This is a genomic window from Amycolatopsis sp. NPDC031561 (genome assembly GCF_055580625.1).
Map to the genome: position 1 here is coordinate 83,731 of NZ_JBVILA010000028.1, position 25,559 is coordinate 109,289.

Sequence of the window (25,559 nt, forward strand, 5' to 3'; positions counted from 1 at the left end):
ATCGTGCTGTAATGGGTCAATGCACTTCAACCCTTACGGCGGGGCGGCCGCGCAGATCGCCGCGGATCTGGTCAACCTGGGCGAGGCCGCCGGCCCGGCCACGCTGACCGCGATCTTCAAAGACCGCATGACCGTCCCCGCCGTCCGGGAACCCGAATCGACCGAGATCATCGCCTGGACCGCCAGGCTCCGGAACGTCTTCGAAGCGGATCCGGACGCGCGGGTCGACCTGGTCAACGCGCTGCTGCACGATTCCGCGTCCAAGCCGTACATCTCGACCCACGACGGCAAAGCACCCCACCTGCACTACGTCGACGCGCACGCCGGCACCGCCTCCCGGGTCCGGGCCTACACCGCGGGCGGGCTCGCGCACCTCGTCTGCGACGCCCCGGACCGCTTCGGCGTCTGCTCACGCGAAGGCTGCGAAACGGTCTACGTCGACGTCTCCCGCAACGGACGCCGCCGGTTCTGCTCGACCCGCTGCGCCACCAGGGTCCACGTCGCCGACCACCGCACCCGGCAAGCGAGCTAGGGCGTGTTTCATAAGCCATGTTCGCGGTCTTCGCGCCCAGGCGGCCCCTGACGGCACGGGCGGATGCGGCCGAGTACGACCCGGTACGAGGCCGATCCGCCCGCACCGTCAGGAACCACCTGGATCACGAAGCCCATCGAACAGACTTATGAAACACGCCCTAGACGCTGCCGGGGTCGGCCCGCTGGTTCAGGCGTCGAGGTGCTGGGTGAGGAAGAGGGTGGCGCGGTCGAGGGCCTGGTCGGATTCGTCGAGCTGGCCGGTGAAGGACTGGAAGACGTGTGGCACGCCGGCCGTGACGTCCAGGATGACGTCGACCTCGGCGTCGCGGGCACGTTGGGCCAGGCGCACCGAGTCGTCCAGCAGCAGTTCGTTCGTCCCGACCTGCAGCAGCAGCGGAGGGAAGCCGGTCAGATCGGCCAAGACGGCCGGGGCGAGCAGTTCCTGGTGGGGGTTCTGGCCGGCGAGGTACATCTCGCCGGTGCGGGCCATGCCTTCGGGGGTGAAGAAGGGGTCGATCCCGGCCTTCGTCGTCATGGTGGCGCCGGTGCGGGTGTGGTCCAGGCCGGGCGAGAAGGCGACGATGGCGCCGGGCACCGGCAGTCCGGCCTTCCGCGCGGCGAGGGTGGTCGTCACGGTCAGGCCGCCGCCGGCCGAGTCGCCGGCGAACGCGATGGACTGCGCGCTGACCCCGTCGTCCAGTAGCACCTGGTAGGCGGCGAGGCAGTCCTCGATCGCGGCGGGGAAAGGGTGTTCCGGCGCGAGCCGGTAGTCCAGCGACAGGGCCCTGTACCCGGTGCGGGTGACGAGGCCGGCGGTCAGGCCCATCGCCGTCTGCGGGGAGCCGAGGGAGAACGACCCGCCGTGGAAGTACAGGATGGTGCCCGGGCGCTGCTCGCCTTCCGGCTCGACCAGGACCGCGGGCCGCCCGCCCAGCTCGGTGCCGGTGGTGCGCACCTGCGGGACGGTGAACTGGGCCATCATGCGGGCGAAGTTCTCCCGCATCTGCTCGACGGGCTGCGGATCGAACCCCTGCGGGCCCTGCTCCAGCAGGGCGGCGATGGCTTCGCGCTGTTCCTTGCTCACTGAAATCTTCTCCTCGGCGCACTGCGGGTAAATTGCATGCCGTGGAAGATAATACATATGCCCAGGCATACAAAACGGGTGACAGGGCGGCGACGGCGACGTTCTTCAGCGATCTGGTGCGGTGCGAGACCCGCCTGTACAACGCGCTCAACGACCGGCTGCGCCGCCGCCACGGGATCACGGCCTCGCAGTACGAGTTCCTGCGCTACCTGCGCGACCGCCCGGACGCACGCGTCGGGGACCTCGCGGGCTTCTTCTCCATCGGCGTCGGAGCGACCAGCAAGGGAATCGACCGCCTCGAAGGGCGCGGCTTGGTCAGGCGCGTTCCCGATCCCGCCGACCGCCGCTCCTCACTGCTGGAGCTCACCGACACCGCCACGCAACTCGTCCACGAAGCGGATGAGACGTTCGCGGCCATCGGCACGCTCATCCACGCGGCCCTCGACCCCGCGCAACTGCACGACGCCGCGCAGGCACTGCGGCAACTCCTGATCGCGCTCGAACACGACAGGATCGGCACCCCCGCCGGCTGAAGCGGAGCGCCCGAGCGTTGACGCACTCCGCGGCGCGAACGGCCGCTGCAAAACCGCCCGCACCGCCAGGAACCACCTGGATCACGAAGCCCATCGAGCAGACTCACAGGACAGCGCCTAGATCGCGTACCGCCACGCCGTCAAGGCATGCGCCGAGAACCAGGCGCCCAGAACCACCCACGCCACCGCGGCCGCGACCGCCGTGACCGTCCGCCGCTTCGCCAACCCGATCGCGATCGGGATCAGCACCGGGAACGCGGGCAGGATGAACCGGATCTTCGCGTCCGGCAGCCCCCGCGTCCCGATCGCCAGCATCAGCACCCCGGCGCCGTACAGCGTCAACGGCCACGGCACCCGGATGCACGCCGCCACCACCGCCAACGCCACCGCGCCCAGCAGGAACAACACCGTCAGCGTGCTGAACACCGACTCGTCCCCGGTCAACCGGGCCAGCACCGACTCCGCGGTCTCCACCCCGAAATCGAACTCGGTGTTCCAGCCCCGCAGTTCGATGTCCTGCCAACCGGTCCAGCTACCCGTCCGGTACGCGACGAACCCCAGGTACCCCACCACTCCCAGCGGCGCGATCACCGCACCCACCAGCGCCCACCGCCGCTCCTCGGCCCGCCGGAAGACCGCGATCAACGCCGCGACGACGACCACCGCGACCAGCACCACCGCCGTCGACCTCGACAGCCCCGCCCCGAAGGCGCACAACCCGGCCAGCACCCATCGCCGTTCCAGCACTCCCACCAGCGCCCACACCGCGAACGCGCAGAACACCGCCTCCGTGTAGGCCATCGAGAACACGATCGCCATCGGCGCCCCGGCCCACAAGGCCACCAGCAGCAGCCCGGTCCGGTCGCCGCGTTCCGGCGACACCGCCCGTCCGATGCGGATCAACCCGCACGCCAGCACCAGACCGGCCAGCACCGAGACCGTCAGCGCCGCGGTGACGACGTCGGGCCCGAGCCACATCACCGCCTCGACCAACTTCGGATACAGCGGGAAGAACGCCATCGGCGCGTCCGAATACGGCTGCCTCGCCGCGTCCAGCGTCCCCGGCAGATCGGCGTACCCGTGCACCGCCAGGCGCAGATACCACTGCCCGTCCCACGCGGTCAGCCGATCGGTCAGCGACGCACCACGCCGGTCAGCCAACAGGTCGAGCAGCTGGACACTGGCCGTGCGGATCACGAGATACAGCAGGATCGCCTTCGGGTAGGGCGACCGGGCCAGTCTGTCGAGAACTCTGTCGAACGCACGCGCCGGGCGCCCCTGCCGGGGCGCCGTTTCGGGAACGGCGGGCTGATCAAGGTCGTCGACTTCTCGGAGCACGATCAGAGTGTCCACAATGTGAAGTCATTTCGCCGTTCGATCTCGAAGATTCGCAGTACGGAAGGCGTGGTGAAGGCCACAAGGCGGGCCACCCACGAGCCTCCCTCGCTACCCGGTCCAGTCCTCGCCGCTCCGCCGGTCGTGGTGATCCAACAGCCTCGACAGCAGCTCGGTGAACCGCGCTCGCTCGTCGGACGACAGCGGTGCCAGCAGTTCGTCCTGACGCTCGGCCAGCTGTTTCTCCAGCAGCCGCAGCTGCTGTTCACCCGCGGTGGTCAGCGAGATGACGTTGCGCCGCCGGTCGGCGGGATCCGGGGCGCGTTCGACCAGCTCACGCTCGGCGAGCTCGTTGATCGTCGCGACCATCTCGCTGACGTGGATCCCGCTCCGGCGGCCGAGTGTCGCCTGACTGGCGGGACCGGACTCCTCCAACGTCGCCAGCACGCGGTAGTGGTAGCCCCGGGCGTTGACGGCGGAGAATCCATCGGTCACCAGGCGATGCGCGTGGTTCGCGGTCTGCGTGAGCAGCCAGCTGGGCAGGCTCTTCCAGCCGCCGTCCGGCCCTTCCGAAGGGTTCTCCATGTGACGAGTCTAACGAATCGTTGGGCGACCGAACGATTGCGCTATCGTTTGTCACCTAAACGTTTGGTGCCCGAACATTATGGAGCCGAGACATGATCAAGCCCTTCCGCATCGACATCCCCCAAGCCGACCTCGACGACCTCAACGACCGGCTGGCCCGCACCCGCTGGCCCAACGAGATCGCCGACGCGGGCTGGGACTACGGCTTCCCCCTGCCACGACTCAGAGAACTCGCCGACCACTGGCGCACCGGCTACGACTGGCGCGCCCACGAAGCCGAGCTCAACGAGCTTCCGCACTTCACCACCGAGATCGAAGGCCAGAACATCCACTTCGTCCACGTCCGGTCCGCGAACCCGGACGCGCTCGCGCTGATCCTCACCCACGGCTGGCCCGGTTCGTTCCTGGAATTCCTCGACGTCATCGAGCCACTGTCACGCGACTTCCACCTGGTGATCCCGTCCATCCCGGGCTACGGCTTCTCCGGACCGACCCGGGAACGCGGCTGGGACCTCGTCCGGATCGCCCGCGCCTGGGCCGAACTGATGCACCGCCTCGGATACGAGCACTACGGCACGCAGGGCGGCGACTTCGGCTCGGGAATCTCGATCGCGCTCGGCACGGTGGCACCGGACCACGTCGTCGGGGTCCACGTCAACTACCTGCCGACCCGGCCCGACCCGGACGCGGGCATCGAACTGTCCGAAGTGGACCAAGCGCGACTGGACAAGGTCAAACACCTGATGGCGAACCGTCCGCCGTACCAGGCGTTGCAGGCCGCCACCCCGCAGACCATCGGCTACGCCCTGACCGACTCGCCTGTCGGCCAACTCGCCTGGATCGCCGAACGCTTCGCACAGTGGACGGACCCTCACTCCCCCGTCAGCGACGACCGGATGCTCACTGACGTCTCGCTGTACTGGCTGACAGCCACCGCCGCCTCCTCCGCACGGCTGCACCACGAAACCCAGCGAGGGAACGCGCCTTGCCCCGTACCGCTCGGCGTGGCGGTGTTCCCGCACGACATCACGCAGTCGGTGCGGCCACTGGCCGAGCGGCTCTACGACATCAGGCACTGGTCGGAATTCGAGCGCGGCGGCCACTTCGCCGCGATGGAAGTACCGGACCTGCTCGCCGAGGACATCCGGGCCTTCTTCCTCAAGCTGTCAGGCCCGCGCTGACCATCCAGATGTGCTCGCAGGTCGAAGACGCCCGCTGCAAGCTCTCGCGGGACTCCTGCGAAGCGTGATAGAAGGTCCGCTCGATCATCCAGCACAAGGCACGCGCCATCGCCGACGCCTGTTCCGGTTCGGCACCGGCCCGGACACCGGCCCGTTCCAGAACAGCGGTGATGGCCGCGCTGAACAAGTCGGCCGTCCGGCTCCACAGCTCGCCGATCTCCGGCACGGTCAACGACAGGTCGATCGCGGTCCGCATGACAAGACCATGCTCGTTCCACAGCTCGACCGTGCGCCGCATCGCCGCCGCGATGGCCTGGACAGGCTCGTCGGCCTCCGCGGCGACGCGGGACCGTTCCCACAGATGCTCGACGGTCCTGGCCACCAGCGCGGTGACCACTTCCTGCTTGGAGCCGAAGTAGAAGTACAGGGCGCCACGAGTGATCCCGGCCCCCTGGGCGATATCCCCGACGGTCATCGCCTCATAACCCTTTTGTGCCAGCAGGACTTCGCAGGTGTCCAGGATGGCCCGCTCCCGGACATCGCCCTTGCGCTCGGCAGTACGCCTGGACATCAGAGCTGTGCACCCTCGGCGAAGTCGGTCGTCCGGGAGAGCGCCTCCCACGTCCGGATGTCCTCGTCCACGGCCGTGCGCGCGGCGGTGACCAGCCGCAGCGCGTCCGAGCCCAGCAACAGATGAGACGGCGGCCGATCGAGCGACGTGATGTGCACGAGGGCCTCCCCGGCCTTCGCCGGATTGCCCAACTGGTTGCCACTGGCCTTCTGCCGCGCTTCACGGATGGGGGTGAACAGCTCGTCGTAGTCGTCGATCGTCCGGGTGGCACGGGACATGGACCGCCCCGCCCAGTCGGTGCGGAACGAACCCGGCTCGATCGCCGTCACGTGGATCCCGAACTGCGCCACCTCCTTGCCCAGCGCCTCGAGAATGCCTTCCAGCGCGAATTTGCTGCCGCAGTAGGCGGACATGCCGGGCACCGCCATCAGCCCGCCCATCGAGGTGACGGCCATCAGATGCCCGCGGCGGCGCTCGCGCATGTGAGGCAGCGCCGCCTGCAGGGTGGCCACCACTCCGAACACGTTCACCTCGAACTGCCGCCGCACTTCGGCCAGCGGGGTTTCCTCGAAAGTGCCCTCCACGCCGTAGCCGGCGTTGCCGATGACAACGTCCAACGGGCCGACGCTCTGCTCGACCTCGGCGACCACCGCCGAGACGGCGTCGTCGTCGGTCACGTCCAAGATGCGGCCGTGAGCGGCCCCGGGCTCGAGCTCTTCAAAGGCCCGCAGATCCTCCTGGGACCGGACCGTTCCCACGACGGTGTGCCCGGCGGCCAAGGCGGCTTGAGCGAAGGCACGCCCAAGGCCCGTGCTGACACCGGTGATCAGCCACTTCTGCTTGCTCATCGCCCCTCCAGAGGACTCGAAACGATCTCCTGAGTACAAAGTCTACACCATGTCGATTTTTATCAGCGACATGCAGATTCCATGGTCACGCGCCCGGAGAAAAGGGGTGGACGAGCCGAACCCGGGCTTGTACCTTGCACTCGACCGTGACATCGCCCCAGGAGGTGAGACCCATGAACGCAGTATCGATGTGGGTGCTCCCTCTTGCGTTACGGTCGGGCGATTGACGTAGGTGTCGCCGGGAGCGCCTCGACAACAGGCACTCCCGAAAGGCGCCACCTATGCACCTTCAGCAGTTCACCCCCGAGCCGTCACCGGCCTCCGGGACCGATGAATTCGACGTGATCATCGCCGGATGCGGGCCGACCGGCGCGATGCTGGCCGCCGAACTCCGGCTGCACGACGTACGGGTACTCGTCCTGGAGAAGGAAACCGAGCCCGTGTCGTTCGTCCGGATCGTCGGTCTGCACATTCGCAGCCTCGAACTGATGGCCATGCGCGGACTGCTCGAGCGCTTCCTCGAACGCGGGAGAAGGCGTCCGGCCGCCGGTTTCTTCGCCGCTATCGGCAAACCCGAACCCGAGGGCCTGGATTCCGCGCACGCCTACCTGCTGGGCATCCCGCAGCCGGTCGTCGATCACCTGCTCGAAGAACACGCGATCGGACTCGGCGCACAGGTCCGGCGTGGTTGTGCGCTGACCGGTTTCGAGCAGGACGACGACGGGGTGACCGTCGAACTGGCCGGCGGGGAGCGGCTGCGGTCGCGGTACCTCGTCGGCTGTGACGGCGGGCGGAGCACGGTGCGCAAACTGCTCGGCGTCGGCTTCCCCGGCGAGCCTTCGCGGACCGACACACTGATGGGCGAGATGGCCGTCGGCGTACCGCAGGAGGAGATCGCGGCCAAGGTGGCCGAAATCCGTGAGACCAACAAGGTTTTCAGCCTCGGCCCCTTCGGCGAAGGGGTCTATCGCGTCGTCGTCCCCGCTGCGGGAGTCAGCGAGGATCGCGCGGAACCACCCACCCTCGACGATTTCAAACGAGAGCTGCGCACCATCGCCGGAACCGACTTCGGCGTGCACTCACCGCGCTGGCTGTCCCGCTTCGGCGATGCCACCCGGCTGGCCGAGAAGTATCGGGTCGGGAGGGTGCTCTTGGCGGGCGACGCGGCGCACATCCACCCGCCCGCCGGCGGTCAGGGCCTCAATCTGGGGGTGCAGGACGCGTTCAACCTCGGCTGGAAACTGGCCGCGCAGATCCGCGGCTGGGCGCCGGAAACCCTGCTGGACACCTACCAGACCGAACGCCACCCGGTCGCCGAAGACGTACTGGACAACACCCGCGCCCAGATCGCACTGTCGTCCATCGAACCGGGTCCGCAGGCCGTGCGCAGGCTGCTCACCGAGCTGATGGACTTCGACGAGGTGAACCGCCATCTGATCGAGAAGATCACCGCGATCGGCATCCGCTACGACTTCGGCGAGGGCCCCGACCTGCTCGGCCGCCGCCTGCGCGACATCGAGGTGAAGCAGGGCCGCCTGTACGATCGGCTCCACCTCGGCCGAGGCCTGTTGCTCGACCGCACCGAACGCCTGGCCGTCGGCGGCTGGTCGGACCGGGTCGATCACCTCGCGGATCCCACCGCGGCACTGGAGGTTCCGGCTGTTCTGCTCCGCCCCGACGGACACATCGCCTGGATCGGTGAGCACCAGCAGGATCTGAACGACCACCTCGCACGCTGGTTCGGCGAGCCCGTCAACTGAAGTCCGTGAATGCCTCCTTCCCTACTCTCAAGGCAGGGAAGGAGGCATTCACGGTCAGTGCAGATCTTTTCAGGGTCGGCAACTCCTGCTTTTGAACGTCGCCCCAACGTATAGGGCGTTATACACTTAGAAGATTCAGTGACCCAACGGCAGTTCGGCGACCTCGACCGACCTTCGGTCCTCCAGGACACGCTGCTTCGCGTTCTCGATGTGTCGCCGCATCCGGGCGGCCGCTTCGTCCGCCTCCCCCGCCACCAACGCCTCGTAGACGGCGCGGTGCTCCTCCGCCGCCAGCCCAGGCGCTCCCCTGGCCGAGCCGAGCTTCGCGAAGAACCGGAACCGCTGCACCTGGCCACCGAGCGACCGGTAGGCCTTCTCCAGGAACGGGTTGTCCGCCTGCGCGGCGATGAGCAGGTGGAACCGTTCGTCGATCGTCCAGTACGCGCTGAAGGCCGCGGTGTCCGGCGAAGTGGCGGCGCGCGCGAGGTCGTCGACGCTCTCCAGCACCTCCCCCAGGAACTCGGGCGTCGTCCGGCGGGCGGCTTCGTAAGCGAGGGCGGGCTCGAGGACCAGACGGGCGTCCATCAGCTTGATCAGTTCGAACTCGGTGAGCAGCGGGGCGACCCGGTAGCCCTTGAGCGCCTCGCGGCGGACGAGCCCGGTGTGCTCAAGCCGCGCCAGCGCCTCCCGGAGCGGCGTCTGGCTGACGTCGAGTTCCCGTGACAGCGCACCGATGTTGACCGGCTCGCCCGCGGACCATCGGCCGTCGGTGAACTGGCCCAGCAGCACCTCGTACATCCGGTCGGCGAGCGGCTGCCGTCCGGACCTCCGCGGGGAAGCCATGTGTCCCTCCTTAGTCGCCTCACGATATCCCGCGTGTCCGGAGGCCTTGATCTTGCCTCACTATACTATTGACATGGATCCTATAGTATTTGCATCAGGCAGCTTCGAACAGGAGAAACGAACCGGATGACCATGCGCGTACTCGTGACGACCTCGTATCTGAAGCCCGGCGGCGAGGTCGACAAGCTGCTCTCGGATGCGGGTTTCGACACCGCCTTCACCACCCCCGCGCAGCGCGAGGCCACCGGCACTCCCCTGGCCGACCTCGTCCGCGACGCCGACGGGATCGTCGCGGGCACCGACGCCTTCACCGCCGACGTCATCGAGGCCGCGACCCGGCTGAAGGTGTTCGGCCGCTGCGGCGTCGGCTACGACAACATCGACCTCGACGCCGCGACCCGCGCCGGCGTGGCCGTCACGTTCACCCCCGGCGCCAACCGCCGGTCGGTCGCCGAACACGTCCTGGCCCTCATGCTCAACTGCGCCCGCTTGATCCCGCAGAACATCGCGAGCGTCCAGGCCGGCCGATGGGAGCAGCGCAGCGGCCGGGAACTCGACGGCGCGGTGCTCGGCCTGATCGGACTGGGTTCGATCGGCAAGACCGTCGCGCGGCTGGCGCTGTCACTCGGGATGCGGGTCGTCGCCCACGATCCCTACCCCGACCACGACTTCCTGGCCGAGACCGGCGTCGAAGCCCGCACCTTCGACGAAGTACTGGCCGAGGCCGACTTCCTCAGCCTGCACATCTTCCTCGACGACTCCACCCGTCACCTGATCGACGCGTCCGCGCTGCGGAAGGTCAAGCCCGGGGCTTTCCTGATCAACACGGCGCGCGGAGAGGTGGTGGACGAGGAGGCCCTCGCCGACGCGCTGGAGAACGGCGCGCTGGCGGGCGCGGCCCTGGACGTGCTCACGGAGGAGCCCTTGCCACTCGACAGCAGGCTGCGCGGCCTCGACAACGTCGTGGTCACCGCACACATCGGAGCCGCCACGGAACAGGCCCGTTCGCGGTCCAGCCTGATGGCCGCCCAGCAGGTGATCGACGTCCTCCAGGGCCGCGATCCCGGCAACCTCGCCAACCCCGGATACCGCCGATGATCCTCCACAACGGACTTCGCCTGGACGCCAACCTCAAGTGGCTGTTCACGGAACTCCCCTTCGAACAGCGCTTCGACGCGGCAGCGGCGGCAGGTTTCACCGCCGTCGAGTACGCCTCGCCGTATCCCTTCCCCGCCGCCACACTCGTCCGGCGCCTCGCCGACGCGGGCCTGTCCCAGATCCTCGTCAACTCCCCCACCGGCGAACCCGGCTCCCCCGAGCGGCTCGGCTACGCGTGCCTGCCCGGTCGCGCGGCCGAGTTCCGCGCGGGAGTGGAGCTCGGCCTGGAGTACGCGGTGGCCCTGGGCAGTTCCTTCCTGCACCTGCCCGCGGGGATCCGGCCCGCCGGCGTCTCCCGGGACCGTGCCTTCGCGCAGTACGTCGCGAACGTCGCGTGGGCGGCGGATCAGGCGCGCGGCAGCGGCGTCCGGCTGCTGCTGGAGGCGCAGAACAAACAGGACGCGCCGGGTTTCGTCCTCGACGGCCAGGCACACGCGGCCGCGGTGGCCGACGCGATCGGTCAAGACCACGTGAACCTGCTCTTCGACGTCTACCACGCCTCCATCGACGAGGAAGACGTCGTCTCGGCGCTGCGGGAGTTCCTGCCCCGGACCGCCCACGTGCAGATCGCCGACTCGCCCGGCCGCGCCGAACCCGGCACCGGCGGCATCCCCTGGGCCGACGTCTTCGGCACCTTGAAGTCCGAGGGCTACGCGGGGTGGATCGGCTGCGAATACGGGCCCGCCACCACCACCGAAGCGGGACTGGCCTGGATCAAGGAGCGACTCCGATGAGCCCGCGCATCGCGCTGATCAGCGCCACCCCGGCCGCGATCCCGCCCGCCGTCGACGCGTTGGCGACGGAATTCCCGCAGGCCCGGCCCTGGAACATCCTCGACGACCGGCTGCTGGCCGACGTCGGCGAAGACGGCCGGACCCCGGCTCTGGACGACCGGATGCGCCGCCTCATCGACTACGCGGTCACCGGCGGCGCCGACGGCGTGCTGCTCACCTGCTCGCTCTACGGCGAAGTCACGAAGCAGGTCGACGCGCCGATCCCGCTCCTGGCCCCGGACGAAGCGGCCTTCGACAACGCGCTTTCCAGCGGACACAGCAGGATCCTCGTGGTCGCCTCGCTGGCCTCGGCACTGAGCGACTCGACCGCGCGTTTCGAGCAGGCGGCACGCGACAAGGAAAACACCGTCGAGGTCGGCGGAGTACTCGCGCCGGACAACCTCGTCGAAACCTGTCGAGCGCGGGCCGACGGCTGGGACCTCGTCCTGCTCGCCCAATACTCCCTCGCCCCGGCCGCGGAGGAACTCGCCGCGGCACTCGGCGTGCCGGTCGTGTCCGGGCCCCGCAGCGCGGCGGCGAGACTGAAGGCGGTGATCGGGGGATGACCGGCACCCTCGGCGCGATAGCCGACGACTTCACCGGCGCGACCGACGTCGCGGTCGCCTTCCGCCGTGGCGGACTGCGCACCCTGCTGTTCTTCGGTGTCCCGCCCGAAACCGAAGTACTTCCGCCACACGACGCGATCGTCATCGCGCTCAAGAGCCGCGCGATCCCTGCCGAGGACGCGGTCTCGTCGTCCTTGGAAGCGTTGCGGTGGCTGCGAAACCGGAACGCGGAGCAGATCTACTTCAAGTACTGCTCCACTTTCGACTCGACGCCACACGGCAACATCGGCCCGGTTCTCGACGCACTGTCGCGGGCACTGCCGTCCGCCAGTGCCGTGATGACGCCGAGTTCGCCGGAGCACGGGCGCACGCAGTACCAGGGGCACCTCTTCGTCGGCGACACCCTGCTGGCCGAATCGCCCATGCGCGACCATCCCGCGACCCCGATGACGGACTCCCACTTGCCTCGGCTGCTGCGGGCGCAGACCACCACGCCGGTCGCTCTCGTCACGCACGACGTCGTCCGGCGCGGTGAAACCGCCGTGCGCGAAGCGATCGACGGCAAGAGCGGCTACGTCCTCGTCGACGCGCTCACCGAAGACGACCTCCGCCTCCTGGGCCGGCTCGTGGTGAACGCGCCGCTCGTCGCGGGCGCGGCGGGTCTCGCGGCCGGCCTCGCCGCCGCGCGTGCCTCCACCACTCCCCTGCCGACGGAGACCTACGCACCGGGGGGTCCGGCCGTGGTGCTGTCCGGAAGCTGCTCGGCGCGAACGCTGGAGCAGGTCGCCGTCATGCTGCGGCTCGGCCGTCCCGCACACCGGCTCGACCCGGTGGCGACGCCGGATCCGGACGCCCTCGCGGCGGAAGCACTCGCCTGGTACGACTCCTTGACCGAACCCGGACCGCTCGTCTACTCGTCGTCGAGTCCGGCGGAGCTCAGGCGCACCCAAGAAGAACTGGGCGTCGAGCGGTCGGCCGGGATACTGGAGAAGGCGACCGGGCTCATCGCCCTCGGCCTCGCCGGACGCGGTGTGCGCCGTCTCGTGGCCGCCGGCGGTGAGACCTCCGGCGCGATCGTCACCGCACTCGACGTCCGCGGCGGCGTCATCGGGTCGGAAGCCGCACCGGGTGTGCCGTGGATCCACCCCGTCGACGACCGACATCCCGCCTTGTTGCTCAAGTCGGGCAACTTCGGCGCTCCGGATCTCCTCGCGACGGCGTCCGCCTCGTGACCGCCGACCGGCTCCACCGCGAACGCGTCATCGCCGCGGCACGATCGCTGTACGACCGCGGGCTCACCCACGGCCGCACGGGCAACATTTCGGTGCGCCACGGCGAGCAGATCCTCGTCACGCCCACCGGAGCCTGCCTCGGCACCGTGCGACCGGGGGATCTGTCGCTCCTCGACGCCGACGGAAACCACCTCGCCGGACCACCGCCGTCGAAGGAAGCCTTCTTCCACGCGATCGTGCTGCGGCAACGCCCGTCCGACAGCGCGGTCGTGCACACCCACTCGACACATTCCGCCGCCGTCTCGTGCCTGGACGGCCTCGACCCGGACGACGCCATCCCGCCGCTGACCGCGTATTTCGCGATGCGGGTCGGCCGCCTCCCCCTGCTCCCGTTTCACCCGCCAGGAGACCCCGGCATCAGCGAGCCGATCGCCCGCGCCGCGGTCGGCCATCCGGCGCTGCTGCTGGCCAACCACGGCCCGGTGGTCGCCGGGACGAGCCTCGACACCGCCTTGGACACCCTCGAAGAACTCGAGCACACCGCGGAGATCTTCCTGCTCCTGCAGGGTCTCCCCACCCGTCCGCTGACCGATCGCCGGCGCGACGCCCTCCACTCCCCACCCGCTCGAAGGGACACCCCATGATCACCCTGTTCAGCGCCCTCTCCGTCAAGAAGGCACTCGACGACGTGCTGCTGCACGCGTTCACGAAGGAGCACGGCGTCGAGGTCGAGGTCACGTTCGACCCCACCACCATCCTGGTCGAGAAGATCACCCAAGGCGCTCAGCCCGACGTCGTGATCGCCGTGTCCAGCGCCTTCGCCGGACTGGCGGCCGCGGGCGCGATCACCGCCGATTCCCGTGTGGTGCTGGCGAAGAGCGGGATCGGCATCGCCACCGCACCGGAACTGGACAGTCCCGACATCGGCACGGTGGACGCGCTCCGCACGGCCCTCACCTCCGCGCGATCCGTCGCCTACTCACGCAGCGGCGCGAGCGGCATCCACTTCGCCCGGCTGATCCAGGACCTGGGCGTCGCCGACGAGGTGAACGCGCGAGCCACCATCGTCGAGAAGGGCTTCACCGCCCTCGCCGTCACCGACGGCCGCGCCGACCTCGCCGTCCAGCAGATCAGCGAACTGAAGTTCGTCCCGCAGGCGAGGATCATCGGCCCGCTCCCCGACGGGGCTCAGCACTACAGCGAACTCTCCGCCGCGCTCGGCCCCGCGGCCCCGCCCGAAGCCGCGGACCTGCTGCGGTTCCTCTCCGGAACGGAGGCGAAGACCGCCTACCGCGACGCCGGTCTCGTCACCGACCACTCATCCCGGACCCGCGGATGAACGCGATCCTGGCGCTGATCGCGTTCATCGCCGCCATCGTCGTGTGGAACGCGGTCTTCAAACGCAACATCGGCGAAGCGATGGTGGTCGGCTTTCTCGTCACCGCCGCGTTCGCGGGCACGGACTTCTTCACCGTCGCCTGGGAAAGCCTGGTCGATGGGCTCAAATCCGAGATCACCTTCGCCGCGCTGGCGTTCGTCTTCGTCAGCGAACTGCTCACCAGGACCGGGCTGGTGCAGCGGATGGTCGACATCCTCAGCTCGTTCCTGGGCCGACGGCGGGGTGGATCGGCCTACGCGGCGACCGTCGCCTCCGGACTGTTCGGCGCGGTCGCCCACAACGGTGCCGCGATCGTCGCCACGGTCGGGTCGATCACCATCCCCTGGATGAAGCGGTCCAAGGCCAGCGGCGAGACCGCGGCCCTCGTACTGTCCGGGAACGCCGGTGTCGGCGCCACCTTCCCGTTCAGCGGCGCGTTCTTCATCCTCCTGGCCGCGCCGACCGTGATGCCGGTGCTCGGCGCGGGCGACATCGTCGCGACGATCTTCGTCACCGGCGCGTGGATGGTCGGGATGCGGCTGATCATGGCCTACGTCATCGTCAAACGCCGCGGCGTCCAGGCGATGGAGCCGCAGGACATCCATCCGCTGCGCGCGTCGTTCAAGGTCGGCTGGCCGTCCCTGGTCGTCCTCGGCTCGATCGCCGTCCCGATCCTGCTCACCGCTCCGCCGACCGCGGACTTCGTCTCGGCCCGCATCGGCATCGACGCTCCCGACGCGATCCCGCTGCTCATCTGGCTGCCGATCGTCATGTTGCTGGTCGGCCTGCTCGTCGAACGGAAACTGCTGCCGAAGGGGCGGGCTCAGTGGTGGGACCTGTTCGGCGCGGTCGGGCCCAAGCTCGGCCTGGTCGGGGTCACGATGATCTCCGCGTTCGCCGCGTCGAACGTGCTCAAGACGCTCGGCCTCGACGACCAGCTGAAGCCCTACCTGGAAGGACTCACCGGAGTCTCCCCGCTGGTGGCAGCCATCGTGGTCGGCGTCGTCATCGTGCTCGTCGCGGGACCGCTCAACACGACGTCCACGGTCGCCGCGGTCGGCCCGGTGGCGTTCGCCGCGCTGACCGCCGCCGGCATCCCTCCGCACGTCGCCTTCGCCGCCATCCTCGTGTGGGCGTCGTCGGAGGGATGCTCACCGCCGGGCGCGGCACCGCTCTACGTCGCGGCGGGCATCGCCGAGATCAACCCGGTACGGATCTTCGTCCCGGTCGTCCTCTACTACCTGTTGCCCACACTGCTGTTCGGCGTGCTCATGGCCGTCGGCGTGCTGTGGCTGCCTGGAGCGTGATCACCGTGTACCGGATCCTGCTGGCCGCGACCCGCGTCTGCCTGTTCGCCTTCCTCGTCGGCGGCGGCGTGGTCGTCGCCGGGCAAACCCTCGGCATCATCGTCGGCTCAGGACCGCTCGTGACGGCGTTCGGCACCGATATCGCCGACAACGTCTGCGTCATCGCCGGAATCGCGGGGATTCTCGCGTTCCTTTTGCTCTATACGCCGGAAGGAAAGGAAAACGTGCCTGACGCCGAAGAATGAGCCACGACCGTCCGAATCCGGGATCTGGCCCACGACGAGCGACTGTCCACGCTGCACGGCAGTGTCGGACGGGTACGCCAGGGCGGCTGTCTGACGATCGATGGCCGCCCTGCGGTCCGGCCTCCGTCAACCCAGCCGGATCCCCCGAATGGCGAGTTCGGTAACATCGTTTTATGACCGACCGCTTAGTTTGTCTCGGTGACTCCTTCACCGAGGGTGTCGGCGACGAGGACCCGTCGTCGCCCAACGGCGTCCGTGGCTGGGCCGACCGCGTCGCCGGCCAGCTCGCGGGCAACCACCAGGACTTCCGCTACGCGAACCTCGCGATCCGCGGCAAGCTCCTCGGGCAGGTCCTCACGGAGCAGCTCGACCAGGGGCTCGCGCTGAACCCGGACCTCGTGACGCTGTACGCGGGCGGCAACGATCTGATGCGGCCGAAGGTCGACATCGACGCCCTCCTCGACGACTACGACGCCGCTGTCGGCAAGATCGTCGACAGCGGAGCGCGCGTCGTCCTCTTCACCGGTGTCGACGGGGTCGAGGACGCACTGTTCCGCCGGATCCGGGGCCGCGTCGCGATCTACAACGAGCACGTCCGCGGTATCGCCGCACGGCACGGGGCGTTGCTCGTGGACATGTGGGCGATGCGCCAGCTGCGCGATCGGCGCCTGTGGGCACCGGACCGTCTGCACCTGAACTCGTTGGGGCACAACGAGGTCGCCATCGCCGTCCTGGACGGGATCGGCGAACCGCACAAGCTCACGCCCGCCGAGCTGGGGCCGCGACCGCTCCTGAGCCCGCAGGCACGGCGCACCGAAAACCTCCAGTGGGGCAAGGAGCACGCGGTGCCGTGGATCAAGCGCAGGCTGCGTGGCGAATCCTCCGGCGACGAGCTCGCGCCGAAGCGGCCGACGATGGATCCTTACGCCTGACGCGGACGAAGTCCGTCGAAGAGAATGCAGATCGTCCGGGTCCGCAGCTGCGGCCCGGCGTGTTCCGCCGCCTTCGCCGTCCCGATGATGACCGGGATCAGTTCGTCGACGCCGAGATCCTTGCGGACGTCGCCGGTGTCCTGCGCGCGGCTGAGAAGCACGCCGAGCGCCTCCTTGAGCCGGACGCCGATGACCGATCCCGTCGTCGGAACGCTGATTCCGGCCGCGGACAGGGCTTCGAAGTAGGCGTTCTTGGCGTCGGCCATCTCGATCCAGCCGGTCAGGAAGCCGAAGAACGCCGCACCCGGATCGGGTGAGTTCGCGGCCACCGTGGCTTCCGCTTCATCGACGAAGCGGTGAAGGCGCGCGTAGAGAACGGCTTCCAGCAGGGCTTCCTTCGTCGGAAAGTGCCGGAAAACCGTGCCGACTCCGACGCCTGCTTCGCGGGCGACTTCTTCGGTCGGCGCACTGGTGCCCTTGGCCGTGAAGACGCGCTCCGCAGCCTCCAACACCCTTGTCCGGTTACGGCGGGCATCGGCTCGGAGCGGTTTTTCGTCCGTCACAAGCGGGGATCCTAGACCCGGTGTCGAGAGCCGGTCCGGCGGCTGGGTCGTGAGTGGTGGACTCCCTAGTCCGGCAGGTCGGCCAGGACGCGCGCCAGCGCCTTCGGGACCCCGGTGCGCCAGCCACCGCCCATGATCCGGCGTGACATCCGCTGGAACTCGTCGTCGGGGTCGAAGCCCTCGTGACTGAGGAACAACCGGGTACCCCGACCCTCCGGCTCGAGGCGCCAAGTGACCGTCCATTCCGGACCCCAGCTGATGCTGAGCAACCGCTCCTGCTCGACGGCCAGCACCTCGCAAGCGACCGGGCCACCCTCGAATCCGGCGGCGGGAACGGGATCCGCAAGAAGTTCGAACCGGTGACCCACAACGGGTTTGATGTCGTTCGGCATCCGCAGCCAGCGTTCCAGCAGATCCGGTTCGGTCAGTGCACGCCACACCTTGCGCGGCGGATGCGCCAGGAACTGGTCGACGTGGATGGCCGTCGGGTCTTCGCCGTTCAGAGGTCCTCCTCGTCCAGCAGGTCACGCAGGTTGCCCAGCTTCCCGCGCCAGTACCGCTCGTACGGCGAAAGCCAGTCGGAGACTTCCTGCAGCGGAGCGGCTTCCAGCGAGTAGACGCGGTTGCGCCCCTTTCGCTCTTCCCGGACGAGCCCCGCTTCGCGCAGCACCCGAAGGTGCTCCGACAGACTCGGCCGCCGCATGTCGAAACGTTCGGCGATTTCCCCCGCGGCGCGCGGACCGTCGAGGAGGATGCCCAGCACCTCGCGGCGGGCGGGGTTGGCGAGCGCGGCGAAGACGTCGTCGTTGACCGGCATTAGCGCGGCCAGTTCCCGTAGCTCGAAGGTTCGAGCAGGCCCATCGCGTTGCCATCCGGATCCTTCACCGACGTCACGCGACCCCACGGCATCTCCTCCGCGTCCTCGACGTCGATCCCGCGGGCGCGAAGCTCCGCGATGTCGGCATCGACATCCTTGGTACTCAGCTGGAAGTGCACACGCGTGCCGTGATCGAGGCCGCCGACGGCGCGATCGACCAGGACGATTCCGGTCTCCGCTCCCTTGGGGCCGACCATGACGAAAGGGCCGTGCGGACCGCTGACGTCGACGAGCAGGTCGAAGCCGAGCTCGCCGACGTAGAAGTCCCGCGCCTCGGCCTGGTCGGAGACCGGCACGGTGAGGAACTGGATGCGGTCGATGTTCATGCCGCGACCATACGTAGGAGATTACCTACGTGTCAATCGGTGAGCACCGGGTACGCCTCGGGCATGACCGACGCTCTCCCCGGTACCGCCTTGCTCGGTATCTACCTCAACGACCATCTGGCTGGCGCGACAGCGGGCACCGGACTCGCCAAACGGCTCGCCGCCGCCGAGCGCGGACAGCGCGGGGAAGCGGTGTTGAGCAGGCTCGCCGAAGAGATCGCCGACGACCGGGCCGCCCTGTTGACCTGTATGTCCGCACTGGAGGTCCCGGTCCGCCACTACAAGACCGTGGCGGCCTGGGCGGGCGAGAAGCTGGGACGGCTCAAGCCGAACGGGCGGCTCGTCTCGCGGTCACCGTTGAGCTCGGTCGAGGAACTCGAACTGATGGCCTCGGCGTCGAGGGCAAGGCGGCGGGCTGGCGGACCCTGCGGGTGCGTGCCGATGCCGATCCCCGGCTCGACGGCGGACGGCTGGACGACCTGCTCGACCGGGCCCGGCGCCAGATCGACGAACTCGAAGACCTCCGTGTCCACGCGACGGCGGCGGCCTTCGGCGGCTGATCCTCAAGTGGCGATCCGGGCGTAATCGGCCACGTCGGCCCAGCGGAAAGCCGGCGTGTTCCCCAAATCCGGATACGCCACGGCCATCCCGCGTTCCGGCGCCATCGACCACAGGAGCGCGTCCGGGGACGCCGCGTGCGCCGCCCAGGCCTCGGTCCATTCCGGAACGTAGCGCTCATAGATGCGGCGGATTCGCGGAAGATCCTTCGGTTCGAGTCTCGCGAGTCCGGTCACGCGTACCTGGCGGACGTCGTCCGGTGGGGCGAACGTCGCGATCATGACCGCGACCTCACGTTGAAGGCGGGCGGCGTCGAGGAACGGCGCCGGTCGGCCGTCGGGGGCCGGAGTGTGGAACCAGAACCGGTTTTCCTCGGCCACGAACCACATCATCGCCAACGCGGTGGCGCCGCGACGGGTCGTCGTGGCGACGCTGGCCGGACGTTCGCGTTCATCCAAAAACCCCCGCACATCGAATCCCGGTCGCTCCATGGCCGCACCGTACAACCTCGACCTTCATAGAGGTCCAGGGATCGTGAGCAAGACCGCAAACGGCTTGAGTTCACCTATGGACGAGCTTTTAGCGTCTTCGGCATGAGCACAGAAACCACCGCACAGTCCCCACTTCGCCTCGCCGTGATCATCGGCAGCGTCCGGCACGAGCGGTTCGCCGACGCCATCACGGGCTGGCTGCTGACCGAACTCGCGACGATCGACGGCCTGGAGGTCGACGCGATCGACCTCGCCGACGTCGATCTCCCGCTGCAGGGAACGCGGCCCGGTGGCACCGACACGGTGATCAGCGGCAGGCTGCACGCGGCCGACGCGTACCTGATCGTCACTCCGGAGTACAACCACAGTTTCCCTGCCGCGCTGAAGAACGCGATCGACTGGCATTTCACCGAATGGGCGTACAAACCCGTCGCGTTCGTCGGCTACGGCGCCGGTTCGGGCGGTATCCGCGCCATCGAGCAGCTGCGGCTGATCTTCCCCGAACTGCGGGCCACCACCACCCGCGACGCGGTGCTGATGAACGCTCCGTGGACCCGGTTCGGCCCGGACGGCTACGAGAGCACCGAGGGCGAGCGCGCCGCCCTGGCGGCGACCATGACCGAGCTCGGCTGGTGGGCCCGCACCCTGCGCGCCGGACGCGTCGCGGACCAGGCGAGTGCGGCATGAACCGGCTGACCGGACAAGAACTGCGCATCGCGGCGGTGATCGCGCTCGGCGGGCTGATGGCCGTTCTCGACACCACGATCGTCGCCGTCGCGCTGCCGCAGTTCATGACGACCTTCTCCGCGTCGCTCACGACGATCCAGTGGATCGCGACCGCCTACGCCCTCGGCATGGTCGCGGCGATGCCGCTCGCGGCGACCCTCGCCCGGCGTTGGGGAGCCCGCCGGGTTTATCTGGCGGCGCTGCTCGTGTTCGCGGCGTCGTCCGCGGCCGCCGGAGCGGCGGGTGATCTGGGGTGGCTGATCGCCGCGCGGACCGTCCAAGGCCTCGCCGGCGGTCTGATCAATCCCTTGGGGATGACCATCGGTTTCGGCGCGGTGGCACCGGAACGCCGGGGCCGGATGACCACGATCACCGGGCTGCCCCTGTTGATCGGGCCGATCCTCGGCCCGCTGCTCGGCGGCGTCCTGCTGGACAGCCTGTCGTGGCGGGCGCTGTTCTTCATCACCGTGCCGCCCGCTCTGCTCGCCGTCGTGGGTGTGCTGCGCTGGGTGCCCGCCGGAACGCGGTCGGCCGAACGCGTCCCGATCGACCTCGTGGGCGGCCTCCTGCTCGTCCCCGGCGTCGTCGCGGTGGCTTACGGATTCAGCGAAGAGACGCTCGCGACGGGGCTCCGCGCGGCGATCGTCCTCGCCGGACTGGCGCTCGTGGCCGTGTTCGTCCGCCGGTCGTGGCACCATTCCGCGCCGCTGCTGAACGTCCGTCTGCTGCGTGACCGGACATTCGGGCGCAACGCAGGGGTCCTCTTCCTGTACGCCGCGCCGTACTTCGGCTCGATGTTGCTGATGCCCGCCTACATCCAGATCATGCGCGGTGACTCGACCATGGTCAGTGCGCTGATGATGGTGCCGAGCACGATCGGGATGGGCCTCAGCATCCAGCTCGCCGCCCGCGTCCTGGAACGTTTCGGTCCGCGGATCGTCGTCGGGATCGGACTAAGCCTGGCGATCGCCGGGACCGGACTGACCGTGCTCGTCCTCACGCCCGATACGCCGTACCTGGTACTAGCGCTTTTGGGAGTGCTCCAGGGAGCGGGCACCGGAGCGATCATGATGCCCACCATCGTGAGCGCCGGCCGGAACCTGCACGGCCCGGACCTCGCGTCCGGTTCCGCGATCCTTCCCCTGGCCGCCACCATCGCGACCGCGGTCGGCACCGCGGCGGTGAGCGCGACGTTCACCGGGTTGATCGCGACGGCCACGGGAGGGCGGGGTCTCGCGGCGCTGAGCGACCCTGTGGCGAGCGCGACGCTCACCGCGGAGATCGTCTCCGCGTACCGTGTCACCCTCGTCGGTGTCCTCGCGGTCATGGTGATCGCCCTGGTGGTCAGGTTGAAGACCCGGCCCGCCTCGATCGCGGAGCCGACCACGGTACGGAGCGCGGTATGACGACTCAGACCACGATCGACGCCCGGCTGACCATCGGCGACGTCGCGAGCAGGGCCGGGGTGTCGGCCAACGCCGTCCGCTACTACGAGCGCTACCGCGTCATCACCGCCGAGCGCACCGCGGGCAACGCACGCCGGTTCACCATCGACGCCGTCTGCCGGATCCGGCTCGCGGTCGCCGCCCAGCGGGTCGGTCTCAGCCTCGCCGAAAGCGCGGAGATCCTGTCCGAGATCCCGCAGATGTCCCCCGACCTCGAGCGGTGGTCGGCAGCAGGGCAGCGCCTCATAGACGCAGGGCAGGCCCGCATCGCCGAACTCGCCGCGGTGGTCGACGAGTACCGGACGCTCGACTTCCTCAGGAGGTGAAGGGGGCTTTCGCCGCGTGGCATGCGGCGAAAGCCCCCTTTTTCAGCTCCGGTATCGCCGGGCGAGCAGCACACAGGTACCGCTGAGCAGGGCGAGCGCGGTGATCCAGTAACTGGGCGCGAGGGTGGATCCGGTGGCCGAAATCAGCAGGGTGATGGCCAGCGGGGTGACTCCACCGAAAAGGATCACGCCGATGTTGTAGCTGATCGACAGCCCGGTCCCCCGGTTGCCGACCGTGAACATTTCGGCCATAGACGCGGGCAGAGGGCCCGCGTACCAGGCTTTGACCAGGCCCATCAGCGCCAAGGCCACCACCACCGTGACCATTTCCGGTACGGCGCGGATGAGCAGGAACAACGGGATGCTGATGACCGCGATGACGGCGGCGGCCACGGTGAGCATCCGGGTTCTCCCGATCCGGTCGGAGAGGTGACCGGCCACGGGGGTGAACACGGTGAGGATGACACCGGTCACGAACGTCGCGGTGAAACTCGTCGAGGGCGACATGCCGAGCTGCCGGATGGCGAACGTCGGCATGTAGGTGATCAAGTAGGAGAATCCCGTCGATACCGCGATCATGCCCATGACCAGCAGCACCCGTGCCTTGTCGTTCCGGAAGAGGTCGACCAGCGGACGGGCCGGACCGGGGTCGGCCGTGGCACGCGCGGTGGTGAACTCGGGCGAGTCCCGCAGCCGGGTACGGATGTAGTAGCCCGCCGGGCCGAGGAGCAGGGCGACCACGAACGGTATCCGCCAGCCCCACGCGTCGAACTGCGCGGGACTCAGGAAGCTGCTCGTGGTCGCGAGCAATCCCGTCGCGAGCAGGACCGCGAACGCCTGGCTCGCGGTCTGCCAGCTCCCCATGAAGCCTCGCCGCCCCGCGTGACTCTCGACGAGCAGTGCGGTGGCGGAACCGAACTCACCGCCCGCGGAGAATCCTTGGATCAGCAGGGCGATCAGCATCCCGATCGGGGCGAACACCCCGATCTTCTGATAGTCGGGCAGGAGCACGATCAGGAGCGAGCCGAGGGTCATCAGCCGGATGGCCACGGTCAACGCCGCCAGCCGCCCGGCTCGGTCGGCGTAGACACCCAGCACCACCGCGCCGATCGGCCGGGCCAGGTAGGCGGCCACGGCCGTCCCCAGCGCCAGCATCAACGACGTCACCGGGTCGGCCGACGGGAAGAACTGCCGCGCGACGACGTCGGCGACCAAGGCGTAAGCGGTGAAGCTCAGCCATTCCAGCATGTTCCCCGTCGAGGCCGCCGCGACGATCCGCACCGTCGCGTTCATCGACGGCCGATGCTGGACAGGACACTGGCCGCGGTCACGATGCCCTGATGGAACCGCTGTAGTTCGAAGTTCTCGTTCGGCGCGTGGTTGCGCTCGTCGACGTTCGCCAGCGCGATGCCGTAACACGGCAGCGCGAGACCGTCGGTGAGCGCCGCGATCGGCAGGCTCCCGCCCAGCGCCGGCACGGCCAACGCCTGCTTGCCGTGTGCCTCGGTCACTCCCCGCAGCACGAGGTCGGCATACGGCGCGTCCGGCAGGGTGCGGGACGCCTCCATGATCGCCCCGAATCGCAGCTCGGCGTGCGGCAGGTGTTTCTCGACGTGAGCGCGGAGCGCGTCGATGACCGTTGCCGATCGCTGCCCGCAGGCCAGCCTCAGATCGCAGCGCGCCACCGCGACCGACGGGATGACCGTCCGGTGCTCGTCGTTGTCCCTGCAGGTCAGCGAGTTGATGGTGAACGTGGGCGTCGCGAGCCGTTCGTTGATGTCCTGGCCGTGGCCGGCGTCCATCCGGTCCAGTCCCGCTCCCGCCAGCATCGCGGCAGGGTCGATCGGCAGTGCTCGCAGCGCGTCGAGCTCGGTGTCGGTCAAGGGCGTGACGCCCGCGTCGTAGCCGTCGACGGTCACCCGGCCGTCGGGTGCGCGCATGGTGGACAGCAGCCAGGTCAGCTCCCAGGCCGGATTCGGCGCGACGTTGCCCCAGTTGCCGGAATGCAGCGCGCTGTTCGCGCCGCGCACGGTGATCTCGAAGGCCACGGCCCCGCGCACGCCGAGCGCGACCGTCGGCTCGTAGCTGTCATGCACCGGCCCGTCGCTCCACACCGCGAGATCGGCGGACAGTTCCTCGCGCATCGCGGTGAGCGTGGCAGTCAGGTTCGGGCTGCCGATCTCCTCCTCGCCGTCGAGCAGGACGGTCACCGAGCACGGCAGTCCCCCGTCGACGTCGCGCAGTGCCCGCAGCGCGAGGAGCTGCGCGAGGTGCTGTCCCTTGTTGTCGCCGGTGCCCCGTCCGTACATCCGGCCGTCGCGGATACTCGCCTCGAACGGCGGACTGTGCCATTCCTCCGACGGCCCCGCAGGCTGGACGTCGTAGTGCCCGTAGATCACTACGTGCGGGCTGTCCGGCGGCCCCGCCGCGTGCCCGACGACCAGCGGCCAGCCGCCGGTGTCGACGATCCGCGCGTCCAGTCCGCTGCGTTCCAGCAGCTCCAGCGCGTACGGCGAGGCCTGCTCCATGCCCTCGCCCGTGGCGCTCACGCTGGGCACCGCGATCCAGTCGGCGAGCTCCCGCTCGTGCCGCGGCCGGTGCCGCCGCACGTATTCCTTGACCGAGTCCACGTCGACTCCTCATCGATTTCATCGAGTGAAATTGATTTCGAGTATGCAAATCGATTACAGTGCTGTCAATGGCCGAACATCCCGCCGCGACGCCCGAAGAGCTGCGCGCGCTCTCCCACCCGCTGAGCTGGCGCATCCTGCGGTTGTGCGTGGACACGGCTTGGACGAACCAGCAACTCGCCGAACGCCTCGACGTCGCGCCCGCCACGCTGCTGCGCAGGCTGCGAGTACTGACCTCGACCGGTTTTCTCGAGGCCGACGAGCCGCGACGAGGGCCCAAGGGCGCCTGGGAACATCCCTACCGGGCGACCAAGAAGACCTGGCGTCTCAACCTCGAGCCGGAGGGCGATCGTCACCTCACGGCCAAGGTCGACCTCGCGATCCTCGACGCGCACCGCGCGGAGATCAGCGAGAACGATCCGTCCATCCCGCAGCACACCCGGCGGGCCGTTCTGCGACTGAACCCGGGTGACCAGGCGGAACTGAACAGCAGGGTCGACGCGCTCCTCGACGAGTTCGCCGGCCGGGAGAAACCCGGCGGGACCCCGATCGCCATCCTGTGGAACGCCGCCGAACGCCACGAATCCTCGTGAGTGGTAAGGACGGTTCTAACCGCCCTTACCACTCACGAGGTCCTGGTCACGGCGCCTGGCGCAGGACACCGGGCACCCACACCGGGCACCCTCTCGCTCACGCTCAGGCACCGAGCACGAAAGAGGGCCGCCCCGGACGGGACGGCCCTCTTTCGGTTC

The 25,559-nt window shown here is 68.9% G+C and carries 31 protein-coding genes; 18 read left to right on the forward strand and 13 right to left on the reverse strand.

Annotated elements, in window-relative coordinates:
- The first annotated feature begins 19 nt into the window (after nt 1–19).
- The gene (locus ACZ5IK_RS37855) at nt 20–532 is read left to right on the forward strand and encodes a CGNR zinc finger domain-containing protein (protein WP_465492067.1); all 513 of its coding nucleotides are present in this window, start codon (nt 20–22) and stop codon (nt 530–532) included.
- Nucleotides 533–721: 189 nt separating this feature from the next.
- Here the strand turns inward: ACZ5IK_RS37855 and ACZ5IK_RS37860 are convergent, their stop codons facing one another.
- Nucleotides 722–1,618 carry an alpha/beta hydrolase gene (locus ACZ5IK_RS37860; RefSeq protein ID WP_465492068.1) on the reverse strand — a complete coding sequence of 299 codons (897 nt, stop codon included), beginning with the start codon at nt 1,616–1,618 and terminating at the stop codon, nt 722–724.
- Nucleotides 1,619–1,659: 41 nt separating this feature from the next.
- Here ACZ5IK_RS37860 and ACZ5IK_RS37865 point away from each other — a divergent pair, with 41 nt between their 5' ends.
- A complete protein-coding gene (locus ACZ5IK_RS37865; RefSeq protein ID WP_465492069.1) occupies nt 1,660–2,151 on the forward strand; it encodes a MarR family winged helix-turn-helix transcriptional regulator in 492 nt (163 codons plus the stop codon).
- A gap of 117 nt (nt 2,152–2,268) precedes the next feature.
- Here the strand turns inward: ACZ5IK_RS37865 and ACZ5IK_RS37870 are convergent, their stop codons facing one another.
- Together ACZ5IK_RS37870 and ACZ5IK_RS37875 are read right to left on the reverse strand one after the other, a co-directional pair.
- On the reverse strand, nt 2,269–3,489 hold the full coding sequence (locus tag ACZ5IK_RS37870) for a hypothetical protein (RefSeq protein WP_465492070.1): 1,221 nt from the start codon (nt 3,487–3,489) through the stop codon (nt 2,269–2,271).
- Nucleotides 3,490–3,597: 108 nt separating this feature from the next.
- On the reverse strand, nt 3,598–4,071 hold the full coding sequence (locus ACZ5IK_RS37875; protein ID WP_465492071.1) for a MarR family winged helix-turn-helix transcriptional regulator: 474 nt from the start codon (nt 4,069–4,071) through the stop codon (nt 3,598–3,600).
- Between the two features lie 92 nt (nt 4,072–4,163).
- Between ACZ5IK_RS37875 and ACZ5IK_RS37880 the strand changes: the two genes are divergently transcribed.
- Entirely contained in the window at nt 4,164–5,252 is a 1,089-nt protein-coding gene (locus ACZ5IK_RS37880; RefSeq protein WP_465492072.1) for an epoxide hydrolase family protein, read from the forward strand.
- Here ACZ5IK_RS37880 and ACZ5IK_RS37885 read toward each other — a convergent pair.
- Together ACZ5IK_RS37885 and ACZ5IK_RS37890 are read right to left on the reverse strand one after the other, a co-directional pair.
- Nucleotides 5,230–5,823, reverse strand: a complete 594-nt coding sequence (locus tag ACZ5IK_RS37885; protein WP_465492073.1) for a TetR/AcrR family transcriptional regulator — start codon at nt 5,821–5,823, stop codon at nt 5,230–5,232. The genes ACZ5IK_RS37880 and ACZ5IK_RS37885 overlap by 23 nt on opposite strands.
- Nucleotides 5,823–6,671: an oxidoreductase gene (locus tag ACZ5IK_RS37890; protein WP_465492074.1), complete on the reverse strand. Its 849-nt coding sequence runs from the start codon at nt 6,669–6,671 to the stop codon at nt 5,823–5,825. Before ACZ5IK_RS37890 ends, ACZ5IK_RS37885 begins: the two co-directional genes overlap by 1 nt.
- Nucleotides 6,672–6,952: 281 nt before the next feature.
- Between ACZ5IK_RS37890 and rox the strand changes: the two genes are divergently transcribed.
- Nucleotides 6,953–8,431, forward strand: a complete 1,479-nt coding sequence (gene rox, locus ACZ5IK_RS37895) for a rifampin monooxygenase (protein ID WP_465492075.1) — start codon at nt 6,953–6,955, stop codon at nt 8,429–8,431.
- A gap of 135 nt (nt 8,432–8,566) precedes the next feature.
- Here rox and ACZ5IK_RS37900 read toward each other — a convergent pair whose 3' ends face one another.
- On the reverse strand, nt 8,567–9,274 hold the full coding sequence (locus tag ACZ5IK_RS37900) for a GntR family transcriptional regulator (RefSeq protein WP_465492076.1): 708 nt from the start codon (nt 9,272–9,274) through the stop codon (nt 8,567–8,569).
- A 126-nt stretch (nt 9,275–9,400) separates the two neighbouring features.
- Between ACZ5IK_RS37900 and ACZ5IK_RS37905 the strand changes: the two genes are divergently transcribed.
- The 9 genes from ACZ5IK_RS37905 to ACZ5IK_RS37945 all read left to right on the forward strand — a co-directional run bounded on the left by ACZ5IK_RS37905 (nt 9,401) and on the right by ACZ5IK_RS37945 (nt 16,865).
- Nucleotides 9,401–10,372 carry a phosphoglycerate dehydrogenase gene (locus tag ACZ5IK_RS37905; protein WP_465492077.1) on the forward strand — a complete coding sequence of 324 codons (972 nt, stop codon included), beginning with the start codon at nt 9,401–9,403 and terminating at the stop codon, nt 10,370–10,372.
- On the forward strand, nt 10,369–11,166 hold the full coding sequence (locus ACZ5IK_RS37910) for a hydroxypyruvate isomerase family protein (RefSeq protein WP_465492078.1): 798 nt from the start codon (nt 10,369–10,371) through the stop codon (nt 11,164–11,166). The genes ACZ5IK_RS37905 and ACZ5IK_RS37910 overlap by 4 nt, the downstream gene beginning before the upstream one ends.
- Nucleotides 11,163–11,771: a hypothetical protein gene (locus tag ACZ5IK_RS37915; RefSeq protein WP_465492079.1), complete on the forward strand. Its 609-nt coding sequence runs from the start codon at nt 11,163–11,165 to the stop codon at nt 11,769–11,771. Before ACZ5IK_RS37910 ends, ACZ5IK_RS37915 begins: the two co-directional genes overlap by 4 nt.
- Nucleotides 11,768–13,003 carry a 3-oxo-tetronate kinase gene (otnK, locus tag ACZ5IK_RS37920; protein ID WP_465492080.1) on the forward strand — a complete coding sequence of 412 codons (1,236 nt, stop codon included), beginning with the start codon at nt 11,768–11,770 and terminating at the stop codon, nt 13,001–13,003. Before ACZ5IK_RS37915 ends, otnK begins: the two co-directional genes overlap by 4 nt.
- The gene (locus ACZ5IK_RS37925; RefSeq protein ID WP_465492081.1) at nt 13,000–13,647 is read left to right on the forward strand and encodes a class II aldolase/adducin family protein; all 648 of its coding nucleotides are present in this window, start codon (nt 13,000–13,002) and stop codon (nt 13,645–13,647) included. The genes otnK and ACZ5IK_RS37925 overlap by 4 nt, the downstream gene beginning before the upstream one ends.
- Complete coding sequence (locus ACZ5IK_RS37930; protein WP_465492082.1) at nt 13,644–14,342, forward strand: molybdate ABC transporter substrate-binding protein; 699 nt, start codon at nt 13,644–13,646, stop codon at nt 14,340–14,342. The genes ACZ5IK_RS37925 and ACZ5IK_RS37930 overlap by 4 nt, the downstream gene beginning before the upstream one ends.
- On the forward strand, nt 14,339–15,688 hold the full coding sequence (locus ACZ5IK_RS37935; protein ID WP_101607757.1) for a TRAP transporter large permease subunit: 1,350 nt from the start codon (nt 14,339–14,341) through the stop codon (nt 15,686–15,688). The genes ACZ5IK_RS37930 and ACZ5IK_RS37935 overlap by 4 nt, the downstream gene beginning before the upstream one ends.
- Entirely contained in the window at nt 15,685–15,933 is a 249-nt protein-coding gene (locus tag ACZ5IK_RS37940) for a hypothetical protein (RefSeq protein WP_465492083.1), read from the forward strand. The genes ACZ5IK_RS37935 and ACZ5IK_RS37940 overlap by 4 nt, the downstream gene beginning before the upstream one ends.
- 173 nt (nt 15,934–16,106) lie before the next feature.
- Complete coding sequence (locus ACZ5IK_RS37945; RefSeq protein ID WP_465492084.1) at nt 16,107–16,865, forward strand: SGNH/GDSL hydrolase family protein; 759 nt, start codon at nt 16,107–16,109, stop codon at nt 16,863–16,865.
- Here the strand turns inward: ACZ5IK_RS37945 and ACZ5IK_RS37950 are convergent.
- From ACZ5IK_RS37950 to ACZ5IK_RS37965, 4 genes are all read right to left on the reverse strand, one after another.
- Nucleotides 16,856–17,428 (reverse strand): TetR/AcrR family transcriptional regulator, encoded by a 573-nt coding sequence (locus ACZ5IK_RS37950; RefSeq protein ID WP_101607755.1) that lies wholly within the window; start codon nt 17,426–17,428, stop codon nt 16,856–16,858. The two genes, ACZ5IK_RS37945 and ACZ5IK_RS37950, sit on opposite strands and share 10 nt — an antisense overlap.
- 65 nt (nt 17,429–17,493) lie before the next feature.
- Nucleotides 17,494–17,931, reverse strand: coding sequence for an SRPBCC family protein (locus ACZ5IK_RS37955; RefSeq protein ID WP_465492120.1), 438 nt, complete (start codon nt 17,929–17,931; stop codon nt 17,494–17,496).
- Nucleotides 17,928–18,245, reverse strand: a complete 318-nt coding sequence (locus ACZ5IK_RS37960; RefSeq protein WP_465492085.1) for a metalloregulator ArsR/SmtB family transcription factor — start codon at nt 18,243–18,245, stop codon at nt 17,928–17,930. Before ACZ5IK_RS37960 ends, ACZ5IK_RS37955 begins: the two co-directional genes overlap by 4 nt.
- Nucleotides 18,245–18,631, reverse strand: a complete 387-nt coding sequence (locus tag ACZ5IK_RS37965) for a VOC family protein (RefSeq protein WP_465492086.1) — start codon at nt 18,629–18,631, stop codon at nt 18,245–18,247. The genes ACZ5IK_RS37960 and ACZ5IK_RS37965 overlap by 1 nt, the downstream gene beginning before the upstream one ends.
- Nucleotides 18,632–18,694: 63 nt before the next feature.
- On the opposite strand from ACZ5IK_RS37965, the gene ACZ5IK_RS37970 reads away from it, so the two are divergent.
- Entirely contained in the window at nt 18,695–19,216 is a 522-nt protein-coding gene (locus ACZ5IK_RS37970) for a hypothetical protein (RefSeq protein ID WP_465492087.1), read from the forward strand.
- On the opposite strand, the gene ACZ5IK_RS37975 is transcribed toward ACZ5IK_RS37970, so the two are convergent.
- Nucleotides 19,195–19,680, reverse strand: a complete 486-nt coding sequence (locus ACZ5IK_RS37975) for a pyridoxamine 5'-phosphate oxidase family protein (protein WP_465492088.1) — start codon at nt 19,678–19,680, stop codon at nt 19,195–19,197. The two genes, ACZ5IK_RS37970 and ACZ5IK_RS37975, sit on opposite strands and share 22 nt — an antisense overlap.
- A 102-nt stretch (nt 19,681–19,782) precedes the next feature.
- Here ACZ5IK_RS37975 and ACZ5IK_RS37980 point away from each other — a divergent pair, with 102 nt between their 5' ends.
- The 3 genes from ACZ5IK_RS37980 to ACZ5IK_RS37990 are packed head-to-tail and all read left to right on the forward strand — an operon-like array spanning nt 19,783 to nt 22,177.
- Nucleotides 19,783–20,367, forward strand: a complete 585-nt coding sequence (locus ACZ5IK_RS37980; RefSeq protein WP_465492089.1) for an NADPH-dependent FMN reductase — start codon at nt 19,783–19,785, stop codon at nt 20,365–20,367.
- Nucleotides 20,364–21,812 carry a DHA2 family efflux MFS transporter permease subunit gene (locus ACZ5IK_RS37985; RefSeq protein WP_465492090.1) on the forward strand — a complete coding sequence of 483 codons (1,449 nt, stop codon included), beginning with the start codon at nt 20,364–20,366 and terminating at the stop codon, nt 21,810–21,812. The genes ACZ5IK_RS37980 and ACZ5IK_RS37985 overlap by 4 nt, the downstream gene beginning before the upstream one ends.
- Nucleotides 21,809–22,177, forward strand: coding sequence for a MerR family transcriptional regulator (locus ACZ5IK_RS37990; RefSeq protein ID WP_465492091.1), 369 nt, complete (start codon nt 21,809–21,811; stop codon nt 22,175–22,177). The genes ACZ5IK_RS37985 and ACZ5IK_RS37990 overlap by 4 nt, the downstream gene beginning before the upstream one ends.
- A gap of 42 nt (nt 22,178–22,219) precedes the next feature.
- Here the strand turns inward: ACZ5IK_RS37990 and ACZ5IK_RS37995 are convergent, their stop codons facing one another.
- Complete coding sequence (locus ACZ5IK_RS37995) at nt 22,220–23,470, reverse strand: MFS transporter (RefSeq protein ID WP_465492092.1); 1,251 nt, start codon at nt 23,468–23,470, stop codon at nt 22,220–22,222.
- Complete coding sequence (locus ACZ5IK_RS38000) at nt 23,467–24,807, reverse strand: M20/M25/M40 family metallo-hydrolase (protein ID WP_465492093.1); 1,341 nt, start codon at nt 24,805–24,807, stop codon at nt 23,467–23,469. The genes ACZ5IK_RS37995 and ACZ5IK_RS38000 overlap by 4 nt, the downstream gene beginning before the upstream one ends.
- A 68-nt stretch (nt 24,808–24,875) precedes the next feature.
- Here ACZ5IK_RS38000 and ACZ5IK_RS38005 point away from each other — a divergent pair, with 68 nt between their 5' ends.
- Nucleotides 24,876–25,400 (forward strand): helix-turn-helix domain-containing protein, encoded by a 525-nt coding sequence (locus ACZ5IK_RS38005; RefSeq protein WP_465492094.1) that lies wholly within the window; start codon nt 24,876–24,878, stop codon nt 25,398–25,400.
- The last annotated feature ends 159 nt before the right edge of the window (nt 25,401–25,559 follow it).

Coding starts and splice junctions, on each gene's coding strand:
- ACZ5IK_RS37970 (WP_465492087.1), top strand. CDS start 18,695: ATGACCGACGCTCTCCCCGGTACCGCCTTGCTCGGTATCTACCTCAAC.
- ACZ5IK_RS37875 (WP_465492071.1), bottom strand. CDS start 4,071: ATGGAGAACCCTTCGGAAGGGCCGGACGGCGGCTGGAAGAGCCTGCCC.
- ACZ5IK_RS37935 (WP_101607757.1), top strand. CDS start 14,339: ATGAACGCGATCCTGGCGCTGATCGCGTTCATCGCCGCCATCGTCGTG.
- ACZ5IK_RS37910 (WP_465492078.1), top strand. CDS start 10,369: ATGATCCTCCACAACGGACTTCGCCTGGACGCCAACCTCAAGTGGCTG.
- ACZ5IK_RS37930 (WP_465492082.1), top strand. CDS start 13,644: ATGATCACCCTGTTCAGCGCCCTCTCCGTCAAGAAGGCACTCGACGAC.
- ACZ5IK_RS37965 (WP_465492086.1), bottom strand. CDS start 18,631: ATGAACATCGACCGCATCCAGTTCCTCACCGTGCCGGTCTCCGACCAG.
- ACZ5IK_RS37975 (WP_465492088.1), bottom strand. CDS start 19,680: ATGGAGCGACCGGGATTCGATGTGCGGGGGTTTTTGGATGAACGCGAA.
- rox (WP_465492075.1), top strand. CDS start 6,953: ATGCACCTTCAGCAGTTCACCCCCGAGCCGTCACCGGCCTCCGGGACC.
- ACZ5IK_RS37980 (WP_465492089.1), top strand. CDS start 19,783: ATGAGCACAGAAACCACCGCACAGTCCCCACTTCGCCTCGCCGTGATC.
- ACZ5IK_RS37995 (WP_465492092.1), bottom strand. CDS start 23,470: ATGAACGCGACGGTGCGGATCGTCGCGGCGGCCTCGACGGGGAACATG.
- ACZ5IK_RS37915 (WP_465492079.1), top strand. CDS start 11,163: ATGAGCCCGCGCATCGCGCTGATCAGCGCCACCCCGGCCGCGATCCCG.
- ACZ5IK_RS38005 (WP_465492094.1), top strand. CDS start 24,876: ATGGCCGAACATCCCGCCGCGACGCCCGAAGAGCTGCGCGCGCTCTCC.
- ACZ5IK_RS37905 (WP_465492077.1), top strand. CDS start 9,401: ATGACCATGCGCGTACTCGTGACGACCTCGTATCTGAAGCCCGGCGGC.
- ACZ5IK_RS37855 (WP_465492067.1), top strand. CDS start 20: ATGCACTTCAACCCTTACGGCGGGGCGGCCGCGCAGATCGCCGCGGAT.
- ACZ5IK_RS37880 (WP_465492072.1), top strand. CDS start 4,164: ATGATCAAGCCCTTCCGCATCGACATCCCCCAAGCCGACCTCGACGAC.
- otnK (WP_465492080.1), top strand. CDS start 11,768: ATGACCGGCACCCTCGGCGCGATAGCCGACGACTTCACCGGCGCGACC.
- ACZ5IK_RS37890 (WP_465492074.1), bottom strand. CDS start 6,671: ATGAGCAAGCAGAAGTGGCTGATCACCGGTGTCAGCACGGGCCTTGGG.
- ACZ5IK_RS37985 (WP_465492090.1), top strand. CDS start 20,364: ATGAACCGGCTGACCGGACAAGAACTGCGCATCGCGGCGGTGATCGCG.
- ACZ5IK_RS37885 (WP_465492073.1), bottom strand. CDS start 5,823: ATGTCCAGGCGTACTGCCGAGCGCAAGGGCGATGTCCGGGAGCGGGCC.
- ACZ5IK_RS37945 (WP_465492084.1), top strand. CDS start 16,107: ATGACCGACCGCTTAGTTTGTCTCGGTGACTCCTTCACCGAGGGTGTC.
- ACZ5IK_RS37900 (WP_465492076.1), bottom strand. CDS start 9,274: ATGGCTTCCCCGCGGAGGTCCGGACGGCAGCCGCTCGCCGACCGGATG.
- ACZ5IK_RS37990 (WP_465492091.1), top strand. CDS start 21,809: ATGACGACTCAGACCACGATCGACGCCCGGCTGACCATCGGCGACGTC.
- ACZ5IK_RS37960 (WP_465492085.1), bottom strand. CDS start 18,245: ATGCCGGTCAACGACGACGTCTTCGCCGCGCTCGCCAACCCCGCCCGC.